General features: G+C 32.3%; 29 protein-coding genes. 14 read left to right on the top strand and 15 right to left on the bottom strand.

Annotation, left to right across the window (positions count from 1 at the left end; translation table 11 throughout):
* The first annotated feature begins 18 nt into the window (after positions 1-18).
* From DSQ20_RS04470 to DSQ20_RS10675, 8 genes are all read left to right on the top strand, one after another.
* Positions 19-1,374, top strand: a complete 1,356-nt coding sequence (locus tag DSQ20_RS04470; RefSeq protein WP_255458368.1) for a type II secretion system F family protein — start codon at positions 19-21, stop codon at positions 1,372-1,374.
* A gap of 104 nt (positions 1,375-1,478) precedes the next feature.
* Positions 1,479-4,022: a hypothetical protein gene (locus tag DSQ20_RS04465; protein ID WP_179366180.1), complete on the top strand. Its 2,544-nt coding sequence runs from the start codon at positions 1,479-1,481 to the stop codon at positions 4,020-4,022.
* 103 nt (positions 4,023-4,125) lie between these two features.
* Positions 4,126-4,803, top strand: coding sequence for an A24 family peptidase C-terminal domain-containing protein (locus DSQ20_RS04460; protein WP_255458367.1), 678 nt, complete (start codon positions 4,126-4,128; stop codon positions 4,801-4,803).
* A gap of 93 nt (positions 4,804-4,896) precedes the next feature.
* Complete coding sequence (locus DSQ20_RS04455; RefSeq protein WP_255458366.1) at positions 4,897-5,535, top strand: TrmB family transcriptional regulator; 639 nt, start codon at positions 4,897-4,899, stop codon at positions 5,533-5,535.
* Between the two features lie 62 nt (positions 5,536-5,597).
* Positions 5,598-5,855 carry a hypothetical protein gene (locus DSQ20_RS10685; protein WP_255458365.1) on the top strand — a complete coding sequence of 86 codons (258 nt, stop codon included), beginning with the start codon at positions 5,598-5,600 and terminating at the stop codon, positions 5,853-5,855.
* The gene (locus tag DSQ20_RS04450; RefSeq protein ID WP_179366179.1) at positions 5,848-6,258 is read left to right on the top strand and encodes a response regulator; all 411 of its coding nucleotides are present in this window, start codon (positions 5,848-5,850) and stop codon (positions 6,256-6,258) included. Before DSQ20_RS10685 ends, DSQ20_RS04450 begins: the two co-directional genes overlap by 8 nt.
* A gap of 19 nt (positions 6,259-6,277) precedes the next feature.
* Positions 6,278-6,970, top strand: a complete 693-nt coding sequence (locus DSQ20_RS10680) for a HAMP domain-containing sensor histidine kinase (protein WP_255458364.1) — start codon at positions 6,278-6,280, stop codon at positions 6,968-6,970.
* A gap of 89 nt (positions 6,971-7,059) precedes the next feature.
* Complete coding sequence (locus tag DSQ20_RS10675) at positions 7,060-7,365, top strand: cell wall metabolism sensor histidine kinase WalK (protein ID WP_255458363.1); 306 nt, start codon at positions 7,060-7,062, stop codon at positions 7,363-7,365.
* Positions 7,366-7,391: 26 nt separating this feature from the next.
* Here DSQ20_RS10675 and DSQ20_RS04440 read toward each other — a convergent pair whose 3' ends face one another.
* Genes DSQ20_RS04440 through DSQ20_RS04415 form a run of 8 tightly spaced genes read right to left on the bottom strand, consistent with a single transcriptional unit; the run spans position 7,392 to position 14,053 of the window.
* Entirely contained in the window at positions 7,392-9,314 is a 1,923-nt protein-coding gene (locus DSQ20_RS04440; RefSeq protein ID WP_179366178.1) for an AMP-binding protein, read from the bottom strand.
* 45 nt (positions 9,315-9,359) lie between these two features.
* The gene (locus DSQ20_RS04435) at positions 9,360-9,623 is read right to left on the bottom strand and encodes a hypothetical protein (RefSeq protein ID WP_179366177.1); all 264 of its coding nucleotides are present in this window, start codon (positions 9,621-9,623) and stop codon (positions 9,360-9,362) included.
* A gap of 4 nt (positions 9,624-9,627) precedes the next feature.
* Positions 9,628-10,566, bottom strand: coding sequence for an Asp-tRNA(Asn)/Glu-tRNA(Gln) amidotransferase GatCAB subunit B (locus tag DSQ20_RS04430; RefSeq protein ID WP_255458392.1), 939 nt, complete (start codon positions 10,564-10,566; stop codon positions 9,628-9,630).
* 35 nt (positions 10,567-10,601) lie between these two features.
* Entirely contained in the window at positions 10,602-11,027 is a 426-nt protein-coding gene (locus tag DSQ20_RS10670; RefSeq protein WP_255458362.1) for a hypothetical protein, read from the bottom strand.
* On the bottom strand, positions 11,024-12,469 hold the full coding sequence (gene gatA / locus DSQ20_RS04425; RefSeq protein ID WP_179366176.1) for an Asp-tRNA(Asn)/Glu-tRNA(Gln) amidotransferase subunit GatA: 1,446 nt from the start codon (positions 12,467-12,469) through the stop codon (positions 11,024-11,026). Before gatA ends, DSQ20_RS10670 begins: the two co-directional genes overlap by 4 nt.
* Positions 12,470-12,733 carry an aspartyl/glutamyl-tRNA amidotransferase subunit C gene (locus DSQ20_RS04420; RefSeq protein WP_179366175.1) on the bottom strand — a complete coding sequence of 88 codons (264 nt, stop codon included), beginning with the start codon at positions 12,731-12,733 and terminating at the stop codon, positions 12,470-12,472. It abuts the gene before it with no gap.
* Between the two features lie 10 nt (positions 12,734-12,743).
* Complete coding sequence (locus tag DSQ20_RS10665) at positions 12,744-13,097, bottom strand: amino acid--tRNA ligase-related protein (RefSeq protein WP_255458361.1); 354 nt, start codon at positions 13,095-13,097, stop codon at positions 12,744-12,746.
* On the bottom strand, positions 13,040-14,053 hold the full coding sequence (locus DSQ20_RS04415) for an amino acid--tRNA ligase-related protein (protein WP_255458360.1): 1,014 nt from the start codon (positions 14,051-14,053) through the stop codon (positions 13,040-13,042). The genes DSQ20_RS10665 and DSQ20_RS04415 overlap by 58 nt, the downstream gene beginning before the upstream one ends.
* A 418-nt stretch (positions 14,054-14,471) precedes the next feature.
* Here DSQ20_RS04415 and DSQ20_RS04410 point away from each other — a divergent pair, with 418 nt between their 5' ends.
* From DSQ20_RS04410 to DSQ20_RS04400, 3 genes are all read left to right on the top strand, one after another.
* Entirely contained in the window at positions 14,472-14,657 is a 186-nt protein-coding gene (locus DSQ20_RS04410; protein ID WP_179366174.1) for a hypothetical protein, read from the top strand.
* A gap of 63 nt (positions 14,658-14,720) precedes the next feature.
* Positions 14,721-14,930 (top strand): hypothetical protein, encoded by a 210-nt coding sequence (locus tag DSQ20_RS04405; RefSeq protein WP_179366173.1) that lies wholly within the window; start codon positions 14,721-14,723, stop codon positions 14,928-14,930.
* 28 nt (positions 14,931-14,958) lie between these two features.
* Entirely contained in the window at positions 14,959-15,984 is a 1,026-nt protein-coding gene (locus DSQ20_RS04400) for a formate--phosphoribosylaminoimidazolecarboxamide ligase (protein ID WP_179366172.1), read from the top strand.
* On the opposite strand, the gene DSQ20_RS04395 is transcribed toward DSQ20_RS04400, so the two are convergent.
* The 7 genes from DSQ20_RS04395 to DSQ20_RS04365 form a co-directional block, all read right to left on the bottom strand.
* Positions 15,974-16,471, bottom strand: coding sequence for a PEFG-CTERM sorting domain-containing protein (locus tag DSQ20_RS04395; protein WP_179366171.1), 498 nt, complete (start codon positions 16,469-16,471; stop codon positions 15,974-15,976). The two genes, DSQ20_RS04400 and DSQ20_RS04395, sit on opposite strands and share 11 nt — an antisense overlap.
* A gap of 225 nt (positions 16,472-16,696) precedes the next feature.
* The gene (locus tag DSQ20_RS04390) at positions 16,697-18,814 is read right to left on the bottom strand and encodes a hydantoinase/oxoprolinase family protein (RefSeq protein ID WP_179366170.1); all 2,118 of its coding nucleotides are present in this window, start codon (positions 18,812-18,814) and stop codon (positions 16,697-16,699) included.
* Positions 18,807-21,014, bottom strand: a complete 2,208-nt coding sequence (locus tag DSQ20_RS04385) for an FTR1 family protein (RefSeq protein ID WP_179366169.1) — start codon at positions 21,012-21,014, stop codon at positions 18,807-18,809. Before DSQ20_RS04385 ends, DSQ20_RS04390 begins: the two co-directional genes overlap by 8 nt.
* A 109-nt stretch (positions 21,015-21,123) precedes the next feature.
* Entirely contained in the window at positions 21,124-21,477 is a 354-nt protein-coding gene (locus tag DSQ20_RS04380; RefSeq protein WP_007550585.1) for a helix-turn-helix transcriptional regulator, read from the bottom strand.
* An 8-nt stretch (positions 21,478-21,485) separates the two neighbouring features.
* Positions 21,486-21,797 (bottom strand): helix-turn-helix domain-containing protein, encoded by a 312-nt coding sequence (locus DSQ20_RS04375; RefSeq protein ID WP_255458359.1) that lies wholly within the window; start codon positions 21,795-21,797, stop codon positions 21,486-21,488.
* 88 nt (positions 21,798-21,885) lie between these two features.
* Positions 21,886-22,614, bottom strand: a complete 729-nt coding sequence (locus tag DSQ20_RS04370; RefSeq protein WP_179366168.1) for a CbtA family protein — start codon at positions 22,612-22,614, stop codon at positions 21,886-21,888.
* A gap of 12 nt (positions 22,615-22,626) precedes the next feature.
* A complete protein-coding gene (locus DSQ20_RS04365; protein WP_179366167.1) occupies positions 22,627-22,842 on the bottom strand; it encodes a CbtB domain-containing protein in 216 nt (71 codons plus the stop codon).
* Between the two features lie 148 nt (positions 22,843-22,990).
* Here DSQ20_RS04365 and DSQ20_RS04360 point away from each other — a divergent pair, with 148 nt between their 5' ends.
* Genes DSQ20_RS04360 through DSQ20_RS04350 form a run of 3 tightly spaced genes read left to right on the top strand, consistent with a single transcriptional unit; the run spans position 22,991 to position 24,652 of the window.
* Positions 22,991-23,278, top strand: a complete 288-nt coding sequence (locus tag DSQ20_RS04360; protein WP_179366166.1) for a hypothetical protein — start codon at positions 22,991-22,993, stop codon at positions 23,276-23,278.
* Positions 23,279-23,336: 58 nt separating this feature from the next.
* On the top strand, positions 23,337-23,966 hold the full coding sequence (locus tag DSQ20_RS04355; RefSeq protein ID WP_179366165.1) for a DUF4443 domain-containing protein: 630 nt from the start codon (positions 23,337-23,339) through the stop codon (positions 23,964-23,966).
* Between the two features lie 41 nt (positions 23,967-24,007).
* Positions 24,008-24,652: a thioredoxin domain-containing protein gene (locus DSQ20_RS04350; protein ID WP_179366164.1), complete on the top strand. Its 645-nt coding sequence runs from the start codon at positions 24,008-24,010 to the stop codon at positions 24,650-24,652.
* Positions 24,653-24,664: the final 12 nt, after the last annotated feature.

Below are 24,664 nucleotides of genomic sequence, written 5' to 3'. Positions count from 1 at the left end.
TTCATTACAATAGTTACGTTGCTTTCAACAAGTGGGTTTGGGCCATATTCAATTTTTATTAAAATCAAAGATATGGAACTTTTACCACATGTTAGAAAAGAAGCAATGAAGATTTTAAAAAAGATCGATATTTTAGGCATGGACCCATTAACTGTAATGGCAGAAGTAAAAGACAAAGGGCCTTCAAATTTTGGAGAGTTTCTTAGTGGATATGTATCTGCCATTCAAAGTGGAGGAGACGTGGTAAATTATCTTAAAACTAAAATGACTAGTGCTTTTGATCTTTATGAGAATGCCCAAAAAGGGTTAGTGGATCAAGTCAAAGCACTTGTAGATACGTATCTAACAATGCAAATCGTCATTTTAGCAGTATACATCATAGTCACTGCTACAACTACGGGAGGCATAACAGGAGCACCTCCATTGGAGACAGATATTGATCCAATTTATTTTGTAATTTTAATGCCTCCAATAATTTCTGGATTATTTTTGTTTCTTGCAAAATCAATAAACAAATCAAAGATTGACGAGATAGACTTGAAAAAAATTATAATGTTTGGAATTCCAGGGATTATTGCAGCAACTGCAATAATTTTTCTAAAAATAATACCTGATTATAATTTGTATATTTTAGGAGGGGCATTAATTGTATCGGCAGTATGGCCCGCAATAAAATTCCAGAGCAGATATCAATTCTCCCTTGATGCAGAATCAGCAGCAGCGATAATTCTCAGAGATGTTGCAGAAGCAAGAAAAGCAGGTCTAGGTCCTGAAAAATGTGTTATTCGAGCAACAAAAAGAAAGGACTACGGATTATTCAATAAAGTGGCAAATGGCATTTCAAACAAACTAGAGTGGGGTATGACACTAGAAAATATTTTTCAATTTATTAAAAAAGAAACTACAGACTTTCAGATTTTAATTAATTTCAGAGTTTTGTTTGAAATAATTTCATCGGGTGGAGGTAACGTCAACACATTAGATACATTAGCAAGTATTTCAGAAAAAATTCGAAACATAGAAAAATCAAAAAGAGACATGTTAAAACCGTATGTACTAGTAGGTTTTATGCTAGTAGGAATTACCAGTTTTACAACATTGCTAGTGATTGATTCACTTACTGGCATAGGGACAGGCCTAGAAGCAGATGAAGTAAAGAAAAACACACTCCAGATGGAATCAAATGCCCGTTTTGAATTATTAGGAATAGCCATCTTGGTTCAAGCATGGTTATCTGGATTATTTTTAGGGAAAATCACTACAGGATCGTATTCGGCAGGATTCAGACATTCTATAATTCTAATAATAATTTCAATGATATCAATAGCAGTAATTCAATCAAAAATATTTAGTGTAGGCACGATATTTGGTTAGAATCAGTATGTATTGTAATGTTTCACACTGGTTGATATATCAAAAATGTAGCAATTTTCTATAGATTGAAAGTAATTTTTTTGATATTAGTAGTGGTTTGTATCATGTTTATCACACCAGCTTATGCTCAAACAACAGCGGAATTTGGATATCAACTACATCCTGAAAAATTATTAGAAAATACGGTAGGCACATTACAGATTTTTGTTGCTTCAAATGGAATGATGGTGCCAAAATCAATAGATAATCTCAAAGTGACAAGTTCAGATAATTCAATCATACAAATAATTAATGTGGAAGAAAATAATAACGGATATACAAAGAATGTACAAATTAAAGCAATGAAACCAGGAATTGCCAATATCGCGTTGGCAGCACCGGGGTTTTCATCAAAAGAAATAACTTTGGAAGTATTCAATAATAATAATCATCCAACTCAGATATTAATGAAAATCACTCCAAATGATTTTCCAATAGATGGACCAAGATTTGGTTATGTAACTGTAGAATTAGCAACAACGGGAGGGTTACCGACAATTGCACCAGAAGACATGACAATAAAAATAGAAACTCCAAATAAAGATACAATAAGTATAAGAAATCAAGAACTGACAATTAAGAAAGGAGAATACTTTGCCATAACAGAATTTGATTTAATAAATTCAGGGGATGCAATTATTTTTGCAAGTGCTGAAAATATGAAAAAAGTGAGTGAATTTGTGAAAGTACGTAAACCAACAGACCCATTACAAGTTAAATTGTTTGTAATTCCCGAAACATATAGTAGTTACAGTGGTGCCAAAGGGTATGCAATAGTACAATTACATGATGGCGATGGATCTCCCGTAAAAGCTGAGGAAGACATTCATATGAAATTAGGAGTAGAAAATCCAGATGTATCAATTAACACAAGTCATGACTTTGAGGAAATTCAATTCAGCAATCAAGAATTAGTAATCAAAAAAGGAACGTATTCAGCATATACGACATTCACTCCTAGACCAAATCTAGGAGAATTTACCACATCTGATGCACAGACATTTGAAATGTTTATTTCAACTAATAACTATCTTACAGAGGGAGCTTCATTTACTGTAACTCATGATGAGGTTGGTGCTTTAGAAGGAGAGGGGCCATCAATTACAACTGCACTTCCATTTTTAACTACTGGAGAAAAAGAACTGATCGCTGTAACTTATTTTGAGACAGACACGGTAGTTTCAAGAAAGACAGGAAGTAGCACGTCAGGTACATCAGACAGAGAACTGGTAACAGTTACAGTACCAGTAACTGCTAAACAAGATTATGAGATAAATTTTGCGTCTTCAAAATCAAGTACAGTTAACCCAATTAATCCAATTATGAAAAAAGGGGATAATATTGCACTAGTTTTTGGAAATACCGGAACTGTTGCTCATGATGATCCAATATCATTTTACATTACAGATAATCAAGGAGTAAAAACAGTACCAGGCAACCCGATAGGACCGATCAAAGAAGATATCAGTTTAACTGTTGAGCCATTAGTTCCAGTGATTTTAGTAGGAAGTGAATTTCCAATAATTGCATATTTGCTAGAAACAGAAGAAGAATCAGTTACAACTACAACTGATGATGAAGATGAGGAAGAAGAGAATGGAAGAAGTGGCGTAACTCCATTTATCGAGGATTCAGTTCTAACTTTATCTGCAAATGATTTTGCAAACACTGAACCCGAAATAATCAAAAAGAACCAACCATATGTGTTGTTAAATTTATTAACTGATGAAATTGGAGATGCTACATTATCTTTTCAAGCAGGTCAGTTTGAAGGAACCATGGCAGCAACTAGTCACACTACAGATCCTGCAGAAATGCACATGTCATTTGCAGAAAATCTTTTGGCAAACTCTGAAAGCTTAGCTACAATTCAATTGCTAGATTCAGCAGGGAATCCGGTGTATGCAAAAAACGACATTTTAATAAAAATAGTATCAAATGATGAATCAGTTTTAGAAATTCCAGAAGAGATTACAATAAAAAAAGGAGAATACTTTAACACAATAAAACTAGAATCACGTGATGAGGGTTTGATTGAAATTGCATTATTATCTGAAGATTTGCCTTTATCAAAATATAATATCAATATTGTAGATATTAGTCCAATAGTATCTTTAGATTTACTTGGAGGTATGAATTGGAATGAACGTTTAGAAGCAAAACTGTCTGTAACAATTCCCGAAATTAATACAGCGTTAGGCGGATTTAATGTGGAATGGGTTGCAATTGGGGGAGAAATACTACAATCAGATGACAGCACCAATAATGAGGGGGTAGCAATAATGAACATTCTTGCCAATGATAAAGATACAATAGCTATCTCCGCAACAGTTTCAGGAAATGGTTTTAGTTCATCTACAATTTCAAAAACAGCACAAATACTAAACATGCCGGTAGTTGAAACACCTGTAGAACAAGAATTTATGATAAATGATTCAAATATGATCTACATAATAATTCCTGTAGCGATTGGGGTTGCAGTGTTTATTTTAAAGCGTGCAGAAAAATTGGAAATTATAACTGAAAAGTTAGGCATTGCAGATAAGCTAAACATTGGTGAGAAATTTGAAGGAATTAAAGAAAAAATATCAGAGATAAGAAATCGTTGAACATAAATTTATTTTAAAGATATGAAATATCAAAATAACATTTTGCCTAGAAATATAAAAGAAATCAGAGCACGATAAAGAGAATAACAACTTGTTTGAATTATTGAATTACGATAACATTGGAATTGGATTAGCACTCATTATGCTAATAGTAGGATCCATAATTGATATTTGGAAAAGAGAAATTCACGATTATTTTTGGATAGTGTTTGGAAGTATTGGATTTTTATTAGTTTTTATAAATTCAGATATCTTACCGCATTTACTTTATCTCGGAATAGCGTTAATCATAGCACCGTTTGTGATTTTCATTTGGAGAATTGGCTTATTTGGAGGGGCAGATGCATTTGCGTTAATTGCATTAGCAGTAATTGCACCAATGGCCACATTTTCTGAAAATCCAGTAACACCATTTACAACATTATCAAATGCTGCAGTGCTGTTTATCTTACCATTTATCATCAACGTGATTAGAAATTCAGCAGCACTCATAAAACATGAGAATATTTTTGAGGGGTTTGAAGAAACAAAATTTAAAAAAATTTGTGCAATGTTAATAGGATATAAAGCCAAAAATCCTAAATTTTGTTTTTCAATTGAAAAAATTGAAAAAGGTAAAAAAAAGATAAACCTTACAATCCACCATGCAGAAAACGAAGAATATTGTACAGAACCAAATACATGGATTACTCCAGGAATACCCTATCTACTTCTAATCACAGGAGGATTCATCATACAGTTATTACAAGGAGACATCATACTGAGTCTATTTATCAGATAATTCTCAAACATGATCAAAACTACGCCTAATCTTTGATCTGTAACACGTAATAACATACATTCGCTTATGTTACAAAAATTGTAATAATTACTAATGACAAGTGAATCGCTTACAGAGATGTTTGAAACAGATAGTCCAATAAATGAAATAAACAGATTGCTTGTAAATTATGATTTAACACCAAATCAGGCTAAAGTATACATATTTCTAAGCAAATTAGGCATTAAAACAGCTTCAGAGATATCAAAATCTCTTAAAATTCCAAGAACAGAGACATATCATTTACTTAGTGTCCTACAACAAAAAGGGATTATTTTTTCAGTGTTTGGCAAACCAACAAAATTTAATGCTGTTGGAATTAGTGAATCCATTGCAATCTTAGTAAATAATCAAAAAAATAGAATCAGCGAATTAGAAACGGGAAAAGAAGACATTATAAAATTATGGAAGTTAATTCCAAAATATAGTGGAAATAAGGAAACATCAGAAGACAATAAATTTCAAACACTACAAGGAAGAAATTCAATTTTAGGAAAATTAGAACAGATGATAAGAGAATCGTCCGAAAATATACTAGTATTAGGGACTGAATCTGATTTTAAAAGATTTCATCACACAAATTTTACAGACCTTCTTAAAAAAACAAAATCAAATCTTAAAATTCTTACAGACTATTCAAAAAAAGACACACATATCTTTGAAGATGTTCCTTTAAAAAAGATTAAAAATTAGAGGACAAAAACAGAGAAGATTTTTGTTTTATAATTAAAGACGATATGGAGGTTATTTTCTTTATGAACAGTTCAAAATTAAAAGACATGAATGCAATTTGGACCGATTCCAAAACATTTGTAACCACATTAAGATCATTATTTAGTTTAATATGGAAAAATGCACATTATGTAGATGAATCAGATGTAGAATCATTATTGGGTTCTGAAATTACATATGAACATAGATTAAGAGAAATTGAACAAGAAAAAATCATCTTAAATTATTTACAGAAAAATTTTAAGCTTACCGAATACAAATTAGGAGTTAAAAATGAGTAAAAATTCAATAAAAAATAAAAATGCAGATTCAAAGCAATTAAATATTTTAATAATTGATGATAACGAACAAATTACGAAAATGCTTATTACATTTTTAGAATTAAAAAATCATAAATGTACAGGTGCAAGCGATGGCAAACAAGGACTTGCATTGATTGAAGAAGGTAATCATGATGTAGTGTTATTGGATTTGGCAATGCCCGAATTTGATGGATATGCAGTAATCAAAGCATTGGAAAGTAAAGACATGCTAAAAAATAATAAAATAATTGTATTTACAGCATCCACCATAACTCAAGATGAGCTAGATGAACTGGTCAGTCGAGGAGTTACATCATACATTTTAAAACCAATTGATATTGATCAGTTATTATCTAAAATTGTTGAATCCGCAGCTTCCTAAAGGTTAGGTGGAACATAAAATGATTCCAATAAAAAACATCTTATTTTTACTCTCAGGAGTGTCTAGTTTTATCATATTTTACATGGGTTTAGTAAACTACATCACTGCTATTGAATCACCAACCGGTTGGATTTTGTTAGTTTTTGCGACTATTGTAGCAGCTGGAACATTACTGAGCACTGTATACATTTCAAAAAGCATCACAAAACCCATTGAAAAACTTGCAGAAAATATGACAGAATTTTCTAAAACAAATAAGATTACAAACAAAAAACCAATCAATACAAACATAAAAGAAATTTATGAATTAAATAAGAATTTTGAAAGTATGGGAGAGAAGGTTGAAAAAACAATATCAGTTCAACAAGAATACGTCGAAAAACTAAAACAGATCGATAAAAAAAAAGTCGAATTTTCATCAATGGTGTCACATGAATTAAAAACACCACTAGTACCAATCTTAGGATATGCACAGATGTTACAGAAGCAAGAATTGATGGGAAAATTAAACAAACAACAAATAGATGCAGTAGATGAAATTCATTCATCAGCAGTAAAATTGCAAAGGTTGGTAGGAGATATTTTAACAACACAGAAATTGGATTTAGGCAAATTAGATTTCAATCAAGAAAATATACACATAACAGAATTATTAAATTCAATTATAAAAGAATTCAATCCGATTGCTATTGAAAAAAAATTAACATCATAAATAAGATTACAAAAGATGAAATCATATTTAGCGATAAAGATAGGATTAATCAGATTTTTTCTAATTTAATTAAAAATGCAATGGATTTTGTGGAACCTAAAAAAGGAGAAATAATAATCGGAGCAGATAATGACAAAGAATTTATAAAATTTTTTGTAAAAGATAATGGGATTGGAATTTCAGAATCCAATCAAAAAGAAATTTTTAAAAAATTTTATCAAATAGATACATCTACTAGCAGAAAAAGAAATGGGAGTGGTTTAGGTTTAGCAATTTGTAAAGGAATTGCAGACGGCCTTGGTGGAAACATATGGGTAGAAAGCAAAGAAGATGTCGGAACTGCATTTTATTTTAAGATTCCAAAACAACCAATTAAAGTAAATAGTAAGAAATAGCCGTAAAAAAAATCAATAAAATAAGGTCATAATTTTGAAACTTCATTTAATACAAGAGGATTTTCAAGAGAGGATAAATCTCCCAATGGTAATCCTAATAATTTTGCCCTTAAGACACGACGCATAATTTTACCAGTTCTAGTTTTTGGAAGGTCAGATAGTTGACATACAAATTTTGGACGCGCAATTTTACCAATCTTCTCAGCGATGTAATTAGATATTTCTACCTCTAGTTTCGTTTCAGATTTATTTTCAGGTACAAAAAATACAACAATTGCCTCACCTGTAATTTCATCAGGAATCGCAATGGATGCAGCATCTGAAATTTTATGGTGTGAGATTACAACATGTTCAATTTCAGCAGTACTCATTCTATGGCCTGAAACATTAATGACATCATCAGTTCGTCCTTTCATATACCATAAGCCATCGGCATCAACAAAAACATAATCTCCATGAAACCAAATATTTTCAAAATTAGACCAATACGTTTGAAGATAGCGTTGATCATCATTTAGTAATCCTCTAGTCATTGCAGGCCAAGGAGATTTTATCACAAGATACCCATTTTTTTGATGAATTGATTTTCCATTATCGTCAAACACATCTAAATTCATTCCAGGACATGGAATTCCTACAGTTGAAGGTTTTAGTTTCATTCCTGGAAAAACAGACAGCATCGCACCCCCAATTTCAGTTCCACCAGATAGATTCATGATTGGGATTTTTTTGTTGCCAACTTTTTCAAATAACCACCACCAAGAATCTTCATCTAATGGTTCCCCAGTAGTTGGTATGTTTTTGATTTTTTCAAATGAATGTAGTTTTAATGGTTCAATATTATTTTTTTTAAATAATCTCACAGCTGTTGGAGATATTCCAAAAATGGTAGCATTGTATTGATGTAACATATCCCAAATTCTTTCAAAATTTGGATAGTTTAATGCCCCATCATAAATTATAGCACTTCCACCCATGATCAAAAGACCATAAACATTCCAAACTAGCCCCGTAATCCAGCCTATGTCTGCAGGCCACAAAAGAACATCATTTTCATGCAAATCAATTAAAAATGCAGCCTGATATCCTGCAAAAACAGAAAAACCACCATGAGTATGAATCACTCCTTTTGGTTTTCCAGTGGTTCCAGAGGTATACAAGATAAACAATGGATCCTCTGAATCCATAATTTCAGTATGACATGTAGAATTTTGTGCAGATACTAGATTTTCATAAAAAACAAATTTTGCAGATTCTTCATATTCATCAATTCCTTTGTATGGGATTACAATTATCTTTTCTATTTTTGTATCTTTTATTGCTGATTCGATAATATATTTTTGTGAAACATGTTTGCCTCCTCTTTGAAATCCATCACATACAAAAAGAATTTTTGCGTTACAGTCCTGCAATCTTATTTGCAGAGATTCTGAGCTATAGCCTGAAAATACAACTGTTTGAATCGCACCGATTTTTGAAGATGCCAGAATTGCCAAAATAGATTCCTCAATCATAGGAAGATATATCGCAACTACGTCTCCTTTTTTTACTCCTAATTGCTTAAGGGCATTTGCAAGTCTGTTTACTTTGGAATCTAATTCAGAATAAGTTATTTTAAAAGTTGTTCCATCTTCAGAGACAAAAATATATGCAATGTCATTTGGTTTTTCAAGAGCAAATTTTTCTACTGATGACTTGTAGATATTGGTCTTACCGTCAACAAACCATTTGGACCATTGGATTCCTTTTGATGTTTCTAAAATTTTTGTATAAGGTTTATCCCAAATTATTCCAATCTCTTTGTCCATCTCTTGCCAAAACCACTCTAAATTTTGATTTGCTCTTTGAGAGAGTTCTTGTAAAGTTGAGATGTTATGTTTTTTCATGAATTTGTAAATGTTTGAAGATTGTATTTGTTCTTCAGTTGGGGTAAATACAAAATCAGACAAGTTACAGTTTTAAAAAAAACCAAAAGTAAAAAGATTTTGTGATGGTCAAGAAATGTCTATTCCAAGTCTTCGAGCACATGCAATGGCAGATTTACCATCATCTTCGGTAATTCCTGCTTTTTCAAATTTTTCTATCCAACCTGTTTTGGTGTTCATCGTATTTTCCTTGTAATACTCTCGTAAAATTATGCCTATTTGAGAATCTAACCTGTATCTTGTTGCCTCATTCATTCCTTGCTGAAGGATTGTAGAGTCAGAATTTGACAGTATTTTGATAAATTCAATATCTTCCAAAGAAAGTTCAGCCATAACATTAAATCTTCTTTTTTAGTAAATCAAGAGTTAATTTTGGATCTGCCTTTCCTTTTGTCTTTTGCATGACTTTTCCTACAAGATAGTTTATGGTTTGAGGGTTGGATTTTGCTTGCTCTACGGCTTGAGGTTCTTCAGAAATTACAGATTCAATAATTTTTGATAATTCAGACTCATCTGAGAGATTTCCTAGATCAAGCTCAGACATTATATCTGATAATGACTTGCCTGTTCTTACAATTTCATACAATGCATTTTTTGCAGAATTTCGCGCAATCTTGCCGGACTGGATTGAATCAGCTATCGCTTTTAGATGTGAAGGAGTTAATTTTGATGATTCTCTTTTCTCTCTTGTATCTACTAATCCCATCAAATCAGTGGTTATGATATTTGCAATTTCTTTGGCGTTTTCTTGTGTGTGTGCTTCTTCAAATAAATCTGAATAAAACTTGTCAGATGAAAGCACGTCAGCTACTTGAGCTGGAATATTGTATTTTGATACATATCGTTGTTTTTTAGAACTGATGCTTTCAGGCATTTCAGATTTTAGTTTTTCCTTGATTTCATTTCCTATTCTAACCCATGGAATGTCACCCTCTAGAAAATACCTATAATCCAGATCTTCTTCTTTTGATCTGGACGAGATGGTAATCTTTCTTTTATCATCCCAATGACGTGTTTCCTGAATTATCGGAATATCTCTTGAATGCAAGCTTTGTTGACGTGTAATTTCAAAATGAACAGCTTTTTCTAAATCATGAAACGAACCAATGTTTTTTATTTCAACTTTATTTCCATCTTCAATGGAGACGTTTGCATCTGCCCTCATTGCACCCTCCAAGCTAGGATCAGATACTCCAAGATTCTCCAACAAATTAGATAAAATATTTAGAAACTCTCGTACTTCTTTTGGGTTTTCAAAATCAGGTTCAGTTACAATCTCGACTAAAGGCGTACCTGCACGATTATAATCGACTAATGTGATTTGATTTTTTCAGAACTTCCCTCATAGATTAACCTGCCAGGGTCTTCTTCTAGTTGAATTCTAGTGATTCTGATCTTTTTTTCTCCAACCATCAGAATTCCACTACCTCCGACACTGGTATCTCCATAGATGTTTAGTTGAGTGATTTGGAAATTTTTTGGCAAATCAGGATAAAAATAATTTTTTCTAAAAAATGCAATTCTTTCGGGAGTAGAACAATTTAGGGCCATTGCAATCATTGTTGCTTTTTCAACTGCCTTTTGATTTAATCTTGGAAGACTGCCTGGCAATCCCATACAAATGGGACATATGTTGGTGTTTGGCTCAAACTCTCTATAGTTTGCCTTACAAGAGCAAAATAATTTGCTTTCTAGATTTGTAAGTTGACTATGAATCTCCAATCCAATTTTTGTCAAATTGGAACCTCTGGCAATTTGACAGTTTTTTCTAATGCATATGCTGCCTGTAACAGTAATTTATCATTCATCGAATTTGCAATAAGTTGCATGCCAATTGGTAAGCCATTAGACATAGAATACGGTATTGATATTGCGGGTTTGCCTGTAAGATTTGCAGTTACAGTGTTAATATCAACAAGAAACAATGCAACAGGATCATTTATTTTTTCATCAATCCTAAATGGTAAAATTGGAACAGTGGGAGAAATTAACAGATCAAATTTCTCAAATGCCTCATTTATTTGTCTAGTAAGTTTACTTTTTACCTTTAGTGCTTTAAGAAAATATTTTCCTGCATGTCCTGCAGAAGGAACAAAGCCTCCAAGAATCATTCTTCTAGTGACTTCAGGACCGAGTTTTTTTCTTGCTTTTTCAATATATGAATTAAATTCATACCCTTCGACAGAAAAATCATAACCATATCTTAAATTATCATATCTTGCAAGATTACTACCTGCCTCAGTTGCTGTAATTGTATAATATGCTGCAACTGAATATTTTACCATATCCAAGGAAATTTCTTCGCATACTGCACCCAATCCCTCTAATTTTGATATTGCGTCTCTTGTTGCAGACAGCACTGTTGGGTCAATGCCTTCTCCAATCATTTCTTTGATTATGCCTATTTTTTTACCTTCTATACCTGAATCAATATCTTTTAGGTAATCCTCATTTTTGTTATCCACCGTGGTGTTATCATTAGAATCCTGTCCTGAAATCAGATTTAGCATAAATGCTGCATCTTCCACAGTTCTAGTTAACGGTCCAATCTGTTCAATACTGTTTGCATATGAAATTAATCCATATCTGCTAATCAATCCATAAGTTGGCTTGTACCCAACAGTTGAGCAAAAACTGGCAGGGTTTCTAACTGAACCACCAGTATCAGAACCTAATGATGCAACACATTCAAATGCACTAACAGATACAGCACTGCCTCCAGAAGAGCCACCTGGGACATAATCCGTATTCCAGGGATTTTTGCTTGGACCATATGCGCTAAATTCTGTAGAAAGACCCATTGCAAATTCATCAAGATTTACCTTTCCAACAAAAATTGCGTCTTGTTGTTTTAGCTTTGTAATGACAGTGGCGTCATATGGTGCAACAAAATTTTCAAGCATCTTTGATGCACATGTTGTTTTTGTATCTTTTATGCAAATATTGTCTTTAATTGAAATTGGCATGCCAAAACATTGCCCTATTTTCTCACCTGACTTTATTTTCTTGTCAATTTCTCTTGCTTGATCAACTGCCTTTTCATTAAGTGATAAAAACGCATGTAAAGTACCATCTATTTTTTGTATTCTGTCCATAGTTTTTGAAATGAAATCTTCAGCAGAAAGATTTCCGGATTTTATTTCTCGGACATATTGCAGAGCTGAAATTTTTATACTCAATTAAACCATCTTGGGAGCTCTAACATAGGTTCCTTTATAGTGATTAAGTTTTTCAATTAATTTTTCATCAAATGGGATATACTTGTCTTCTCGTAGATTAGTGATAGGAATTTCTCTTACAGATATCTCCTCCGATTCAACACCTGCAGAATCTAAAATGTCAAAATAGCCTATCATCTTATCAACTCTTTCATAAATTGTAGGATCATCGATTTCAATTCTCATCAATTTTGCAACATGTTCAATTTCTTCTCGAGATACCATTTCTAATCACCTACGGAGTTAATCGGTCAACATCCCTTGGATAAAATGTGACATCTCTGATGTTTTCTGTGCCTGTTAATGCCATGATTAATCGCTCTAAACCAATTCCACATCCCGCGTGAGGAGGCACACCGTAATCAAATGCTCCCAAATGATACTCAAAAGCGTCAGTTTTCATTCCTTTATTTTTCATTCTCTCTTCTAGCTCATGTCTTTTCTCAATTCTAGTACTGCCTGAAGACAATTCCAAATCCCCAAACATTAAATCAAATGATTCAGAAATTTTTGGGTTTGTTTTACTGTCTTTTACATAAAACGGTTTTGGACCCAGAGGCCAATCTTTGATAAAGTAAAATCCTTCCACGCCAATTTTTTAAGATTGGAAGGGTACAAGTCATCGCCCCATTCAGTTTTGGCTCCAGCTTTTTGCATTTTTTCTATCAATTCGTCATAAGAGTACCGTGGTATGTGTTCAGGTATTGAAGGAATGATAAACTCTACATCTGAATTATTTTTTGCATAATCACTAACAGTTACGATTGCGATTTTTATTATGTCTTCAATTCTATTCATTACATCATTATAATCAACAAATGCCTCTTCCAAATCAACAGATATTGCTTCAGCAAGATGGCGATTGGTTCTTGATGGTTCTGCTCTAAAAATAGGTGCAATTTCAAAAACTTTCTCAAAACTCATAGTCAGTTGTTCTTTGTACAATTGGGGACTTTGAGCTAAAAATGCCTCTTTGTTGTAATAAAATATTGGAAATAATGCAGCACCGCCTTCAGTTGCAGTGGCTATCATTTTTGGAGTGTTGATTTCTGTAAAGTTTTGTTGGTAAAAATAATCTCTAATTGATTTTAGCACTTGACTTCTTGCATTGAAAATATGTTGCAATATTTTACGTCTAAGATCAATTGGTCTTACTTCTAATCTTGTGTCTATATTTTTCACAGTCTTTGCTAAAGGCTCAAAGGGTGGAATTTTTTCAACATCTGAAAATACACGTAGTTCAGATGGGATTATCTCAAATCCAGTAGGTGCTTTTTCAGAAGATTTGATCTTGCCAATAATTGCAATAGAAGAATGTGCCTTTAGTATGGATAATTTTTCACGTAGTTCATCTGGGCAATCTCCTTTTTTGGCAACAATTGGAATGTCCCCGTTCTTGTCTCGGATTGTGGCAAAACTAATATTTCCATGACCCCTAATTGTCACGACCCAACCCATTATAGTGACTTCCAAGCCATCCATTGATGGATTCAATTCATTAGAGTAATGAGATCTACGCAATGTTCCAAGCTCTGTTTTTATCATAATTTACTAAATTGCTATCCTATGGTGTAATTAATTTTTGGGGGAAAATACGATTCATACTAGTTCAGAGTTATCCTGATTCTATTGGAAAGCAAATTCAATGGTTTTTCCCAAATACTAGTAAAAGAATGAAAAGCATAACTGTCAAGGAAGACCTCATGTTTGGAGATTTTCAAAGATACTAAAATAGGCAGATGTGTAAAATGCAAGTCCAAGATTATATCACTAACGAATTGATTCTGAAACAAAGTTTGAAAAAACCATAATAAAATAGACTTTTTTGAAATTATACTATTCTTAATGTCAATAACAAACAATTAGATTTTTTCTGTTTTGAATAGTCATAGGTTTGGGAATATGGTATTAAAATCAAAAAAAGCAACATTTATCATCAGAAAATATTTCAGTTTAAAATGAATTGGATATATTAATAGGATTAGTAATAGCGATCTTTATCATTGCAGCAGTATTTGTCGGATATCATGCGTCTCAAGAGCCACATGAAGTGGTAGAGGGACATGGTGAGTTAATAGAATTAAAAGTACTCAGCCAAGTAAAACATGAAACATATATGAAATTAGAACTAAATGAATCGATTCAGTAATAGTTCAAAAACAATATATTTTTTCGATTTACATTAAATTACTATGTATTATTTAGAAAATCAATGTCTTTGACAAACAAAGAAAAAATTATTGCATTAATATCAAATGGAATTGCAGTGTATGCATTATACCAAGAAAGAGGCAGCCTTCCAAAAAACACAAGCATGTATGATTTTGTATTAAAGGCAATTCCAGAAAACATCAAAACGGAATTAAGTGTGGAATTAATTGATGAGGTTTTTCAATATGTCTCATCCACACATAGTTCATAAAGTACAATAATGTAGAACATACATCGCATTGACGGCAATAGCAACTTTAGGATCACATTGTGCACTACAAGTTCTAAAAGGTGCCAAAGATGAAGGTCTAAAGACAATTCTAGTTTGTGAGAGAAAAAGAGAGAGATTATACCGTCGATTTTCATTTATTGATGAATTAATCTTAGTAGATTCATTTACAGAAATATTAGAACAAAAACATCAATCAATTTTAGAGCAAAATAATGCAGTATTAATTCCTCATGGAACGTTGATTGCACAAATGAGCTCTGAACAAATTGAATCAATTAAGACTCCAATTTTTGGAAACAAGTGGATCCTAAGATGGGAGTCAGATAGAACCATGAAAGAAAAACTTATGCGAGAGGCAAAACTTCCTGTTCCAAAACCTGTCTTACATTCAAAGGACATAGATAAGCTAGTAATTGTAAAAAGGCAAGGGGCTGCAGGTGGCAAAGGATATTTTTTGGCTGCGAATCAAGAAGATTACAATAAAAAAAGAGAACAGTTGATTTCACAGGGAATAATTTCTAAAGAAGAGACACTCTACATTCAAGAGTATGCTGCAGGTGTTTTGGCATATCTACAATTCTTTTATTCACCTCTAAAAGAAGAATTGGAATTTTTTGGAGCTGATCAAAGGCATGAATCAGACATTGAGGGGCTTGCAAGAATTCCATCAGAGCAACAGCTCAAAAATACCAAGGTTCCATCATTTAACGTGATAGGAAACAGCCCAATTGTTCTAAGAGAATCATTATTAGATGAGGTGTATACTATGGGTGAAAATTTTGTAGAAGCATCAAAAAGAATTGTATCACCTGGAATGAACGGGCCATTTTGTATTGAAGGGGTTTATGATGAGAATGCAAAATTTACATCGTTTGAATTTTCAGCTAGAATTGTGGCAGGAACTAACATCTACATGGATGGCTCGCCATACTACTCATTGCTTTTTAATGAGCCTATGAGTATGGGCAAAAGAATAGCACGTGAAATAAAAACTGCAAAAGAAACAAATCAGTTAGATAAAATTACAACGTAAAAAAAGAAGGCTTCATCTTTGCAATAATCATGACAGATGAGATCATTACTATGAACCCAAAAATTGCACCGATTGAGAATTCTGGAATCACATGAGTTCCAATAATTTCAACTTCTTCAGAACCTACTGGCACAAAGAATTCAAATGTGGATCTCTCAGAATCAGAAGTTATTTGATAATATACTTCTTCACCATCAACTAAAATTATAAATTCATTATTTTCTGCATTTATCAAATCATGTTCCAATCCTATAAAAAATTGAGAGTCATATGTCTCATCCAGACCGATAAGCAGTGATTTTGATTCCGGATCAATCTCCATTGCAATGACATTAGCGTTTACAGTGTAAGAAATAGAATATTCATGTTCATCAATTTCCAAAACATATTCTGAGGAAGTAGAAAATGAATCAGATTCCAGAGTCTGGGCTAAAGCAGGTGTGCTAAAAATCAAAAGAGGTAAAATAAAAAGAAACCAATAATGCATGATTTAGCATCAGATGATTAATTATTATTACTTTCTTCTATTCCACAATTAATACACATTTTTTTATCCTGAATGGCAAAATATGAAAAGCTGTGAATAAATCCAATCTTACAACTCATATTATTTTTAAAACTGCATATGATTAGAGTATTAGGGTCAAAAAAAACATCGATCAAAGACCATTTATTTCAAAATCAAAGGAATTTAAATAAACATACTAGATATCTAAAGTTCTACCAGTATTGCTGCTTTTTCAGAAGTAACAAGTTCACTTCGAACTGCATCCATAATATCTAAAGTAGTGATAAGACTAGAATAATCTACCAGTTTAAGATCATTTAAAAGATAGATTTTAGGTGCAATTTCAGAATTACCAGATTTCAAATAATCAGTCAGTTCTTCTAATACGGTTATTTTGCCACCCTGAATAATCCTCCCATTTTTTATCGATAATTTTAGTTTTCCATATCTATCTAAAACTAAAATATGATGCTGAGTCTTTTTACCAAAAAATTTTTTAATTTCCATATGACCAGTAAACACAAAATAGTGATCAGTTTCATAACTCAGATCAATTAGATCTTCAGAAATTTCAATTATTTCACTAGTTCGTTTTTTAGCATCTTCTAATGTAAAAATATTTTTTGAGGTCTCAGTACTATCTAATTCAACATTACCTACCGCAGTTACACGAAGTAAAGACTTTTCAGATACAAATTCACTATTAATCATTATTGATTCAGGAATAGCGCCTTTGTCTACTAACATAGTATGTATTTTTTTATAAACTTGATTGATTTTTTCAGGGGTTGGTTCAATCATTGTTTGCTCCATCTCTTCTTGGAGCATTGATGATGCCACGCCAATTGAAGAGATAACTTCAGCATGTTCTGCTTTTTCATATTTAATTCCTAGTTGTTTTGCAACAAACGGAACAAGAACTGAAGCTCCACCTCCTCCTCCGATTAATGTTGTATTATATGGATTCATTTTGAATTCTTTTAAGATTTTAGTAATAGTTTTTGTGATCTCAAATGAAGCAGTTTGAATTATGGACATGGCAATTTCATGATATGACACTCCTACAAATTCAGCAAATATCTTCAGAGCAATTTTTGCAGATTCTTGATTCCCAAATGCATAATCATTTTTTTCGATCATACCCAATGCATTTGCCGCACATGTGTTAGTAATTGCATAAGTGTCCTTATTGCATTTTATTGCAACATATTCGGATTTATCATTTAACATGGGCTTTATTAGAATTATTTTTCCTGTTTTAAGATCTTCAGGATCTGCAAAACAGGAATATTTGAGGCCAGCAATATGAGCGCTACGCGGACCCACGTTTGAAATCCTGTTTTGTTTTAACCCAACCATACTGCCACCAGCAACACCCAAAATTCTTACATCCATTGACCGAATACAAGTAGGATGATCTTTTACTGTAACATAACGAATTTCAGGCTTACCATTTTTTATAATACAAATATTAGTACTAGTACCACCAACTTCAACAAATATACCATTTGTTATTTTTAGATGCAATAATGCACCAGCTACGCTTGCTGCAGGGCCTGAAAGAATAGTAAGGATAGGTTTTGTCTTAAAAGTATCCATACTGGTAACTCCACCATCTCCTTTCATTATCATCAATGGTGCAGTAACACCTGTTTTGCGGATTGCATCCTCAACAAAATTTGCAACTTGAAATGTTTTAGGCAAAACACTGGCATTAACAGCTGCAGTAAGAGTTCTAATTTCTAACCCATATATTCCAGATATCTCATGAGATGCTGTAGAAAGTGTTTTTTCTTTTGATGCAGTATTCATAACAAATAATTCATTTGATGGATCATCAACTCCAAACGCTTCAGTTGCAATTATTACCTCTGCACCTTTTTCTTTTAATCGATTTATTGCAGCAGTTACTTCTTTTTCGGTAATTAAATGAGATGTATCTAAAAATTCATGTGTTGTTTTAATGTCTTGATTTGTATTTATTGTAGAATCCTCTAAATTTGTTCTTTTGACTATGTCTTTTTTTGAAGGGCCTACTCCCATTGCAATTATTCCAACCTTTGATGTATCTGATTCTAGCAATGCGTTAATTGCTTGAGTAGTACTATGTGAGATTAACTCGATCTCATTAATTCCAATTCCAGTTTCATCAATAATTTTTTTTAATGCAATCACGATACCTTCAGAGACCCCTTTTTCTGAACTATGCGTTGTAGGAACCGTAGATTTTGCTAAAAGTGAGCCTGTTTTCACATCAATTGCAACAGCTTTTGTAAAGGTTCCACCAACATCAATCCCAACTCGGATTCTTCGCTTATTCATCCGAGTCCTTCCTTGATTTTCGCATTGAAGCTAGTTGCTGTTCTTTTCTTGGACGCATTATCAAAATGTATGTTGATGCAACAAGGTAAACACCAAGTAATATTACCTGAGCAACAATAGTCTCCAAAGTAGGATAAATCCCAGTCATCATTGCAAGATTGATATCCAATCTAGGTATAGTGCCAATCAATCCAGTGTATGGTACAATATCTAATATCTGAAGTTCTCTAACTGCATTTCCTAAAAATGCAATTGATAAATATGCACCCACTCCCATTGTCAATCCAAATAATGCACGTAATGGCAATCGTTTTCCCAATTTTCTCATTACATAATACAGGCCCAAAAGTGAAATCAATCCAATGACAAAGCCCAGTCCTACATAGATTTCCATATATTTTGCAAACCCAGACATTGCTTGGTAAAATAAAACAGTTTCAAATCCTTCCCTATACACAGTAAAAAAGGATAGCATCACAAAGACCATAACACTACCAGTGGTGGTAGCTTGCCAAACTTTTGCTTTAACAAACTCCATCCATTTTTTGTGTTCAATTTTATTTAAAACCCAGAAACTAACATAAAATAAAACTGCAGTTGCAGATAATGCCGCAATCGCTTCAATCAATTCACGGTTTGCCCCTGAGATTTCAATAATGTATGATGCAATAATCCAAGTAACGGCAGTAGCTGCAAAGGCAGCAACAATTCCATAATAAACATATTTCTTAAATTGATTATTTCGTGATGCTTCAAGATATGTTAGTATAGCACCAAGAATCAAGACAGACTCCAATCCCTCTCTAAATACAATTGCAAAAGAAGATGAAAATGCGATTGCAGGGGCAAGCTCACCAGTCCCAGTTACAATTCTTTCGGATTCATCAAGATTTCGCTTTATTCCAATAATGACATCATGAATTTCATTTTGAGGTGCTTCTTGTTTAATCAAGTTTCGCAGAGTGGCAAATTGGTATTCTACCTCAAGTGTAAAATCTGGATCAATTGCCCTAAGAGGAATCTCTACAAACTCATAACTATCAAGGTATGCTGAGCGAGCTGATGCATGGGCGGATTGAATATCTCCCTGGTCATAATGTAGTAATGTTTCTTCTAATTGCTCACGAATTACATCGATTTTATTTTTAACTACTGTTTTTTGATCATCAGATGCATCGCCCATAGATTTTAAATTCTGGGTCGTTAGTGTACCACCATTAACAAGAGGAGTAAGTTCGCTAGTCATTTTTTCAGCTTTTGCCAAATCAGGCAAAATGGAATTTTCAATAAATTGAATAATTGTATCTGGATCCTCTTTTTGAATAATCATTTTTCGAAGATTTTCACGCATATCAATTTCTAATGTATTTAATAATGACTCGTCCACTTTTTGAATGTCAGATTCTAAATATTCAAAATTTTCAAGATATGCCTCAATTGCAAATTCTTCAGCAGTTGAATAATCATTAGAATTTACTGCGGTAGATAATTCTGAATATAAGATTCTAATTGCACCATATAGATTGGTTTTATCAATTACAATCGTTTCAGTTCCTAACAAATCACGCTGTATGGCAGTGATTAAATTTCCAACAGTTACAAAGCTGCTTTTATTTAAAACAGATTTATCCAAATCAGTAAAAAATGAGTCAATCTCTTGTTTCAACCGATCGTCAGGTATTGGATTTTGATTCAAAATAAGCTTTGAATGTTCGATTAACGATAAAGTAAAAAAATATGATTCATTACTTTTATGTTGAGAAAATGTTTGATATTGTTCGTCAGCTTCTGATAAAATAAAAGCCGCAACCACGTTAGAATCACCATCTGATGAATTGGAGGGCAAAGTTTCTTGTAGTGTATTTATGTGTGCAATCAAATTCTGTGACTCTGATTTTGATAAAATACTCGAATGAAGATCAAGCAATTCAAGATGGAGGTTATCTGAAAGATCAGAATCAACTGTTCTTAAAAACTGAATATTTTTCCCATAGAAATTATTAGTTAGAGCAGAATATTTTTCTGTAGCATCATAATCATCTTCCAAAATAGCTTTTTTCGTTAACTCTAGACCTAACTTAGTAATAGTAAAAATGGAAGCATATTGTTCTTGATTTTGAGCATATACACTAGTAGGTATAGAATATAATCCCAATGCAAAAACAACAATAATCAAATACCAATAAAATTTAGATTGCATGAATTAATGATTAGGTCTAGCTAACTGTATTTAAACAAAAGATTAATTCTATAATTTTAGAATGAACATCTAAGAATGTAAAATTCAATCTTTTTTATTTTTTATTATTTTAACTAGTATTTGTTTTAGGATTAGACGTATTTGGATAAAGATGTAATGTGGGTTCCAAATCAGTCAAAGTGATTTCAACTTTACCAATACGACTACGATACTGTTTTATTTTTTTTCCTTCAGGGGAAATTACAAATTTATCCACTTCGGCAAGTGCCAATTCTTCCAAATTCGATAAGGTTTTGTAAACTGTAGATATTGAAATTTTTAACTCATCTGCAATTTGTGTTGCATCTTTTGATTCATTTTTAATTGAAAATAACACAGCCCTAGTACAAACATTGCTTAAAGATTCAATTATTTTTTGAGTTATATCAAATTCACTTAGTTGGATTATGTTAGGTTTTGACATTAAGATCATCAATTTGGTACCAAATTTAGGACAGGATCAGGTTTTTTTATTGAAATATCAGCCTTACTTATTCGACTTTTGTAGATTTTGAACTTTCTACCTTTATCTGAAATCATCCATCGTTCTACTTCAATTAATGTAAGTTCCTCAAGATCACCTAATTTTTTATAAACAGAACTGAGCGGGATTTTTAGTTTATCTGACAAGTCAGCTGCAGTCATTCCTTTTTTTATTACTGAAAACAGTATTGCCCGAGATTCAGAATCTGCTAATGCTTCAATTACTTTTTGAGTTACATCGTATTTTTTTAATTGAGGCAATGTTAAACGTCGTGTCAATTAAATTAAAAATTAATAGAGAGTTATTTAAATTACATCATAGTATTCTCATTCCAGAGAGTTAGAACAATTAATTAAAAGTAGACTTTAATTCATTATCCGGCTTGAAATGATTCCAAAGAGAGCCTAAAATTATACCCAAAGATAACCAATAAATTGAAACTGCCACTGCGGACATTATTCTAAAATGATCAACTAAATTCATAGGTGCAGTGATTTTATCAGGGTTTTCTGGCATTGCAAAAAACACCATTCCAACAAAAACAGTATATCCTAAAATCGCAATAAATTTTTTATTCTTTAATTTTTTAAATATCTTGTAAAATCCTAAAGCCCCAAATCCGGAAATTGCAATAAAAGTTAGAAACAATATCGATCTTAATACAACAGTATCTGGATCACCAACGGTTGGTGGATTTGCGGGGTATTTTAAAAATGGAATAAAGTAAATTGCAAGCCACATTATTCCTGCCAAAATTAGAGATTTGCTCACATGAGATTTTCCAGGTAAAGAGTGTCTTGAGAGTACAAAAATAATTCCAAACAAAGAACCAATCGATATTCCTAAAATTGCACCAGCTAAAACTTGACCGCTTTTTTGCCAATATCGATAAGAATCAAATTCTGCTCTGAATTCAGGAGTGTCATTTGCTTCACCTGAAGCAAAAAGGTGTTGATTTTCAAGTCCAATTGCCTGATCTAATGAAGGCTCGACAAATACAAGATTAGCAGCACCATGAATTAGTCCTGCCGAGAGACCTGAAATTAAAACAATGACAATAAAAAGAAATGTTCTCATCAGGTTAACCCCCTAATGACAAGGAAAACCAGCAGCGTGTCTCATATCATGAGTAAGTTCATGGATGTAAAGATCTTGAAATGCTCCTTCTCCATATACCAAACTAAAGATATGCCCCTGATCAAATCCAACAACAAACAATCCTGTTGCAAAAACTATAGCTAATGCCACAATTGCGATTACAGGAACACTGTTTTTAGATGCATTAATTTGTCTTGATTGAGACATGAAGTTTTCGTCAATCAAACATATTTAAATTCTTGGACAATTTGTCCAATTAATAAAGAAAAATTATTGCAGGCTCAAAACATCAATGTTATTTTTAGATCGAATATACTATTACTTTTATTGTATTTTACAATAAGAAATTAAGAAAATGAGAGATTTTGAATCAGGACAAAGTCAAAAAAAATATCAAGACACAATATCACAAACAATAGAGACCTCATTAATTGATCTATATGGAATAAACGGATACAAATCGATTATTCAAGCAATGATGAAAGAGTGTGATAAATCTGAAAAAGAAATTACAGGAAATTACGAACTTTTTTCTAGTATGATTCAAAGAATTTTTGGAAAAATAGGAGATTCAAAAATCCTAGAACCAATAAAAATGGAGATCAATAAAATTCAAGATATAAACATGATTTCTCAAACATAACAAAAATATTTCAGGAGTTATTTATTGAATTTATATATCAACTTAGGCTAGAAGAATCTTGCGTAAAAATATTCAAATTTTACAAGATATTGTATCTAGAAAAGGTTCAAGCAAGGTACTCACATTTAGCATACCACATGTTTTCAAGGCATTACAATTATTAGATAAAGAAGGTTTTGTTAGCAGAGCGACCTTTGCAAAAGAGATTCATTTAGGAGAAGGGGCAGTCAAGACATTAATTTTACATTTGAAAAAAGCAGGAATTGCAGAGTCAACAAAGTCTGGGACCTTTCTTACAGAAAAAGGAAAAAAACTAACAAATCAAATAAAAAACACAATAACCAAAGAATGTAAAGTAAAAAAATCATCAATAATCCAAGGAAAATATAATCATGCGATTTTATTAAAAAAATATTCTAAAATGATCAAAACAGGTATTGAGCAAAGAGACTATGCAATTTTGTATGGATCTTCAGGTTGCACTACAATGATATACAAAAATGAGAAATTAGTCTTTCCAGGAAATGAAAGAGAGTGTTTTCCTAGAGATGCAAAAACAAAAAAATACATCATTGAAAATTTATGCCCACATGAAGAAGATGTCATAATAATTTCATCATCAGATGATCCTTTTGTAGCAGAAATATCTGCAAAAAATGCTGCATTATGGACAATAGCAATTGGATAGAACAAGGAAACTATTTACTAGAAAATAAAATCAGCAAATCTATGAAGAAGAATTTTGTACTTACAATTCCAATCATAATAGGGATTTTAGCAGGTTTGTTCGTAGTAGTTTATCCACAAACAAATTATAATTCAAAAATACTAACTGAGACAAGCCTAATTCAAAATAGTTCACCGATTCTAGGAGATCCTTCAGCAAAAATTACAATTTTAGAGTGGGGGGATTATCAATGTACATTTTGTTATAAATTTCATCAAACCACACTAAATACGATTAAACAAGATTTCATCAGTACTGGAAAAATAAAGATGGTATTCAAAGACTTTCCATTAAATGGCGAAGATTCTATTTTGGCTGCAGAAGCAACATACTGTGCTCAAGATCAAGAAAAATATTGGCAATATCATGATGAATTATACAAAAACTGGGCAGGCGAAAGAACAGGATGGGTTAATCGAAACTCATTAGATAAATTTGCAACAACGTTGGAATTGAATTTAGATAAATTCAATACATGTCTTGATGATCACAAATATTTAGATAAAGTAAATCAATTACATCAATTTGGAAAAGAGATAGGGGTTGATGCCACACCGTATTTTCTAGTTTTTAATGATGGAAAAATAATCAAAATAAGAGGCAATCAACCACTTGAAGTCTTTTTAAAATCCATTGATGAATTATAATTTCAGGAACAT

This window comes from Nitrosarchaeum sp. AC2 (genome assembly GCF_013407385.1).
Lineage (GTDB): Archaea > Thermoproteota > Nitrososphaeria > Nitrososphaerales > Nitrosopumilaceae > Nitrosarchaeum > Nitrosarchaeum koreense.
Note: the sequence above shows the minus strand (reverse complement) of the source record. Positions and strands in the feature narration are given on the sequence as shown.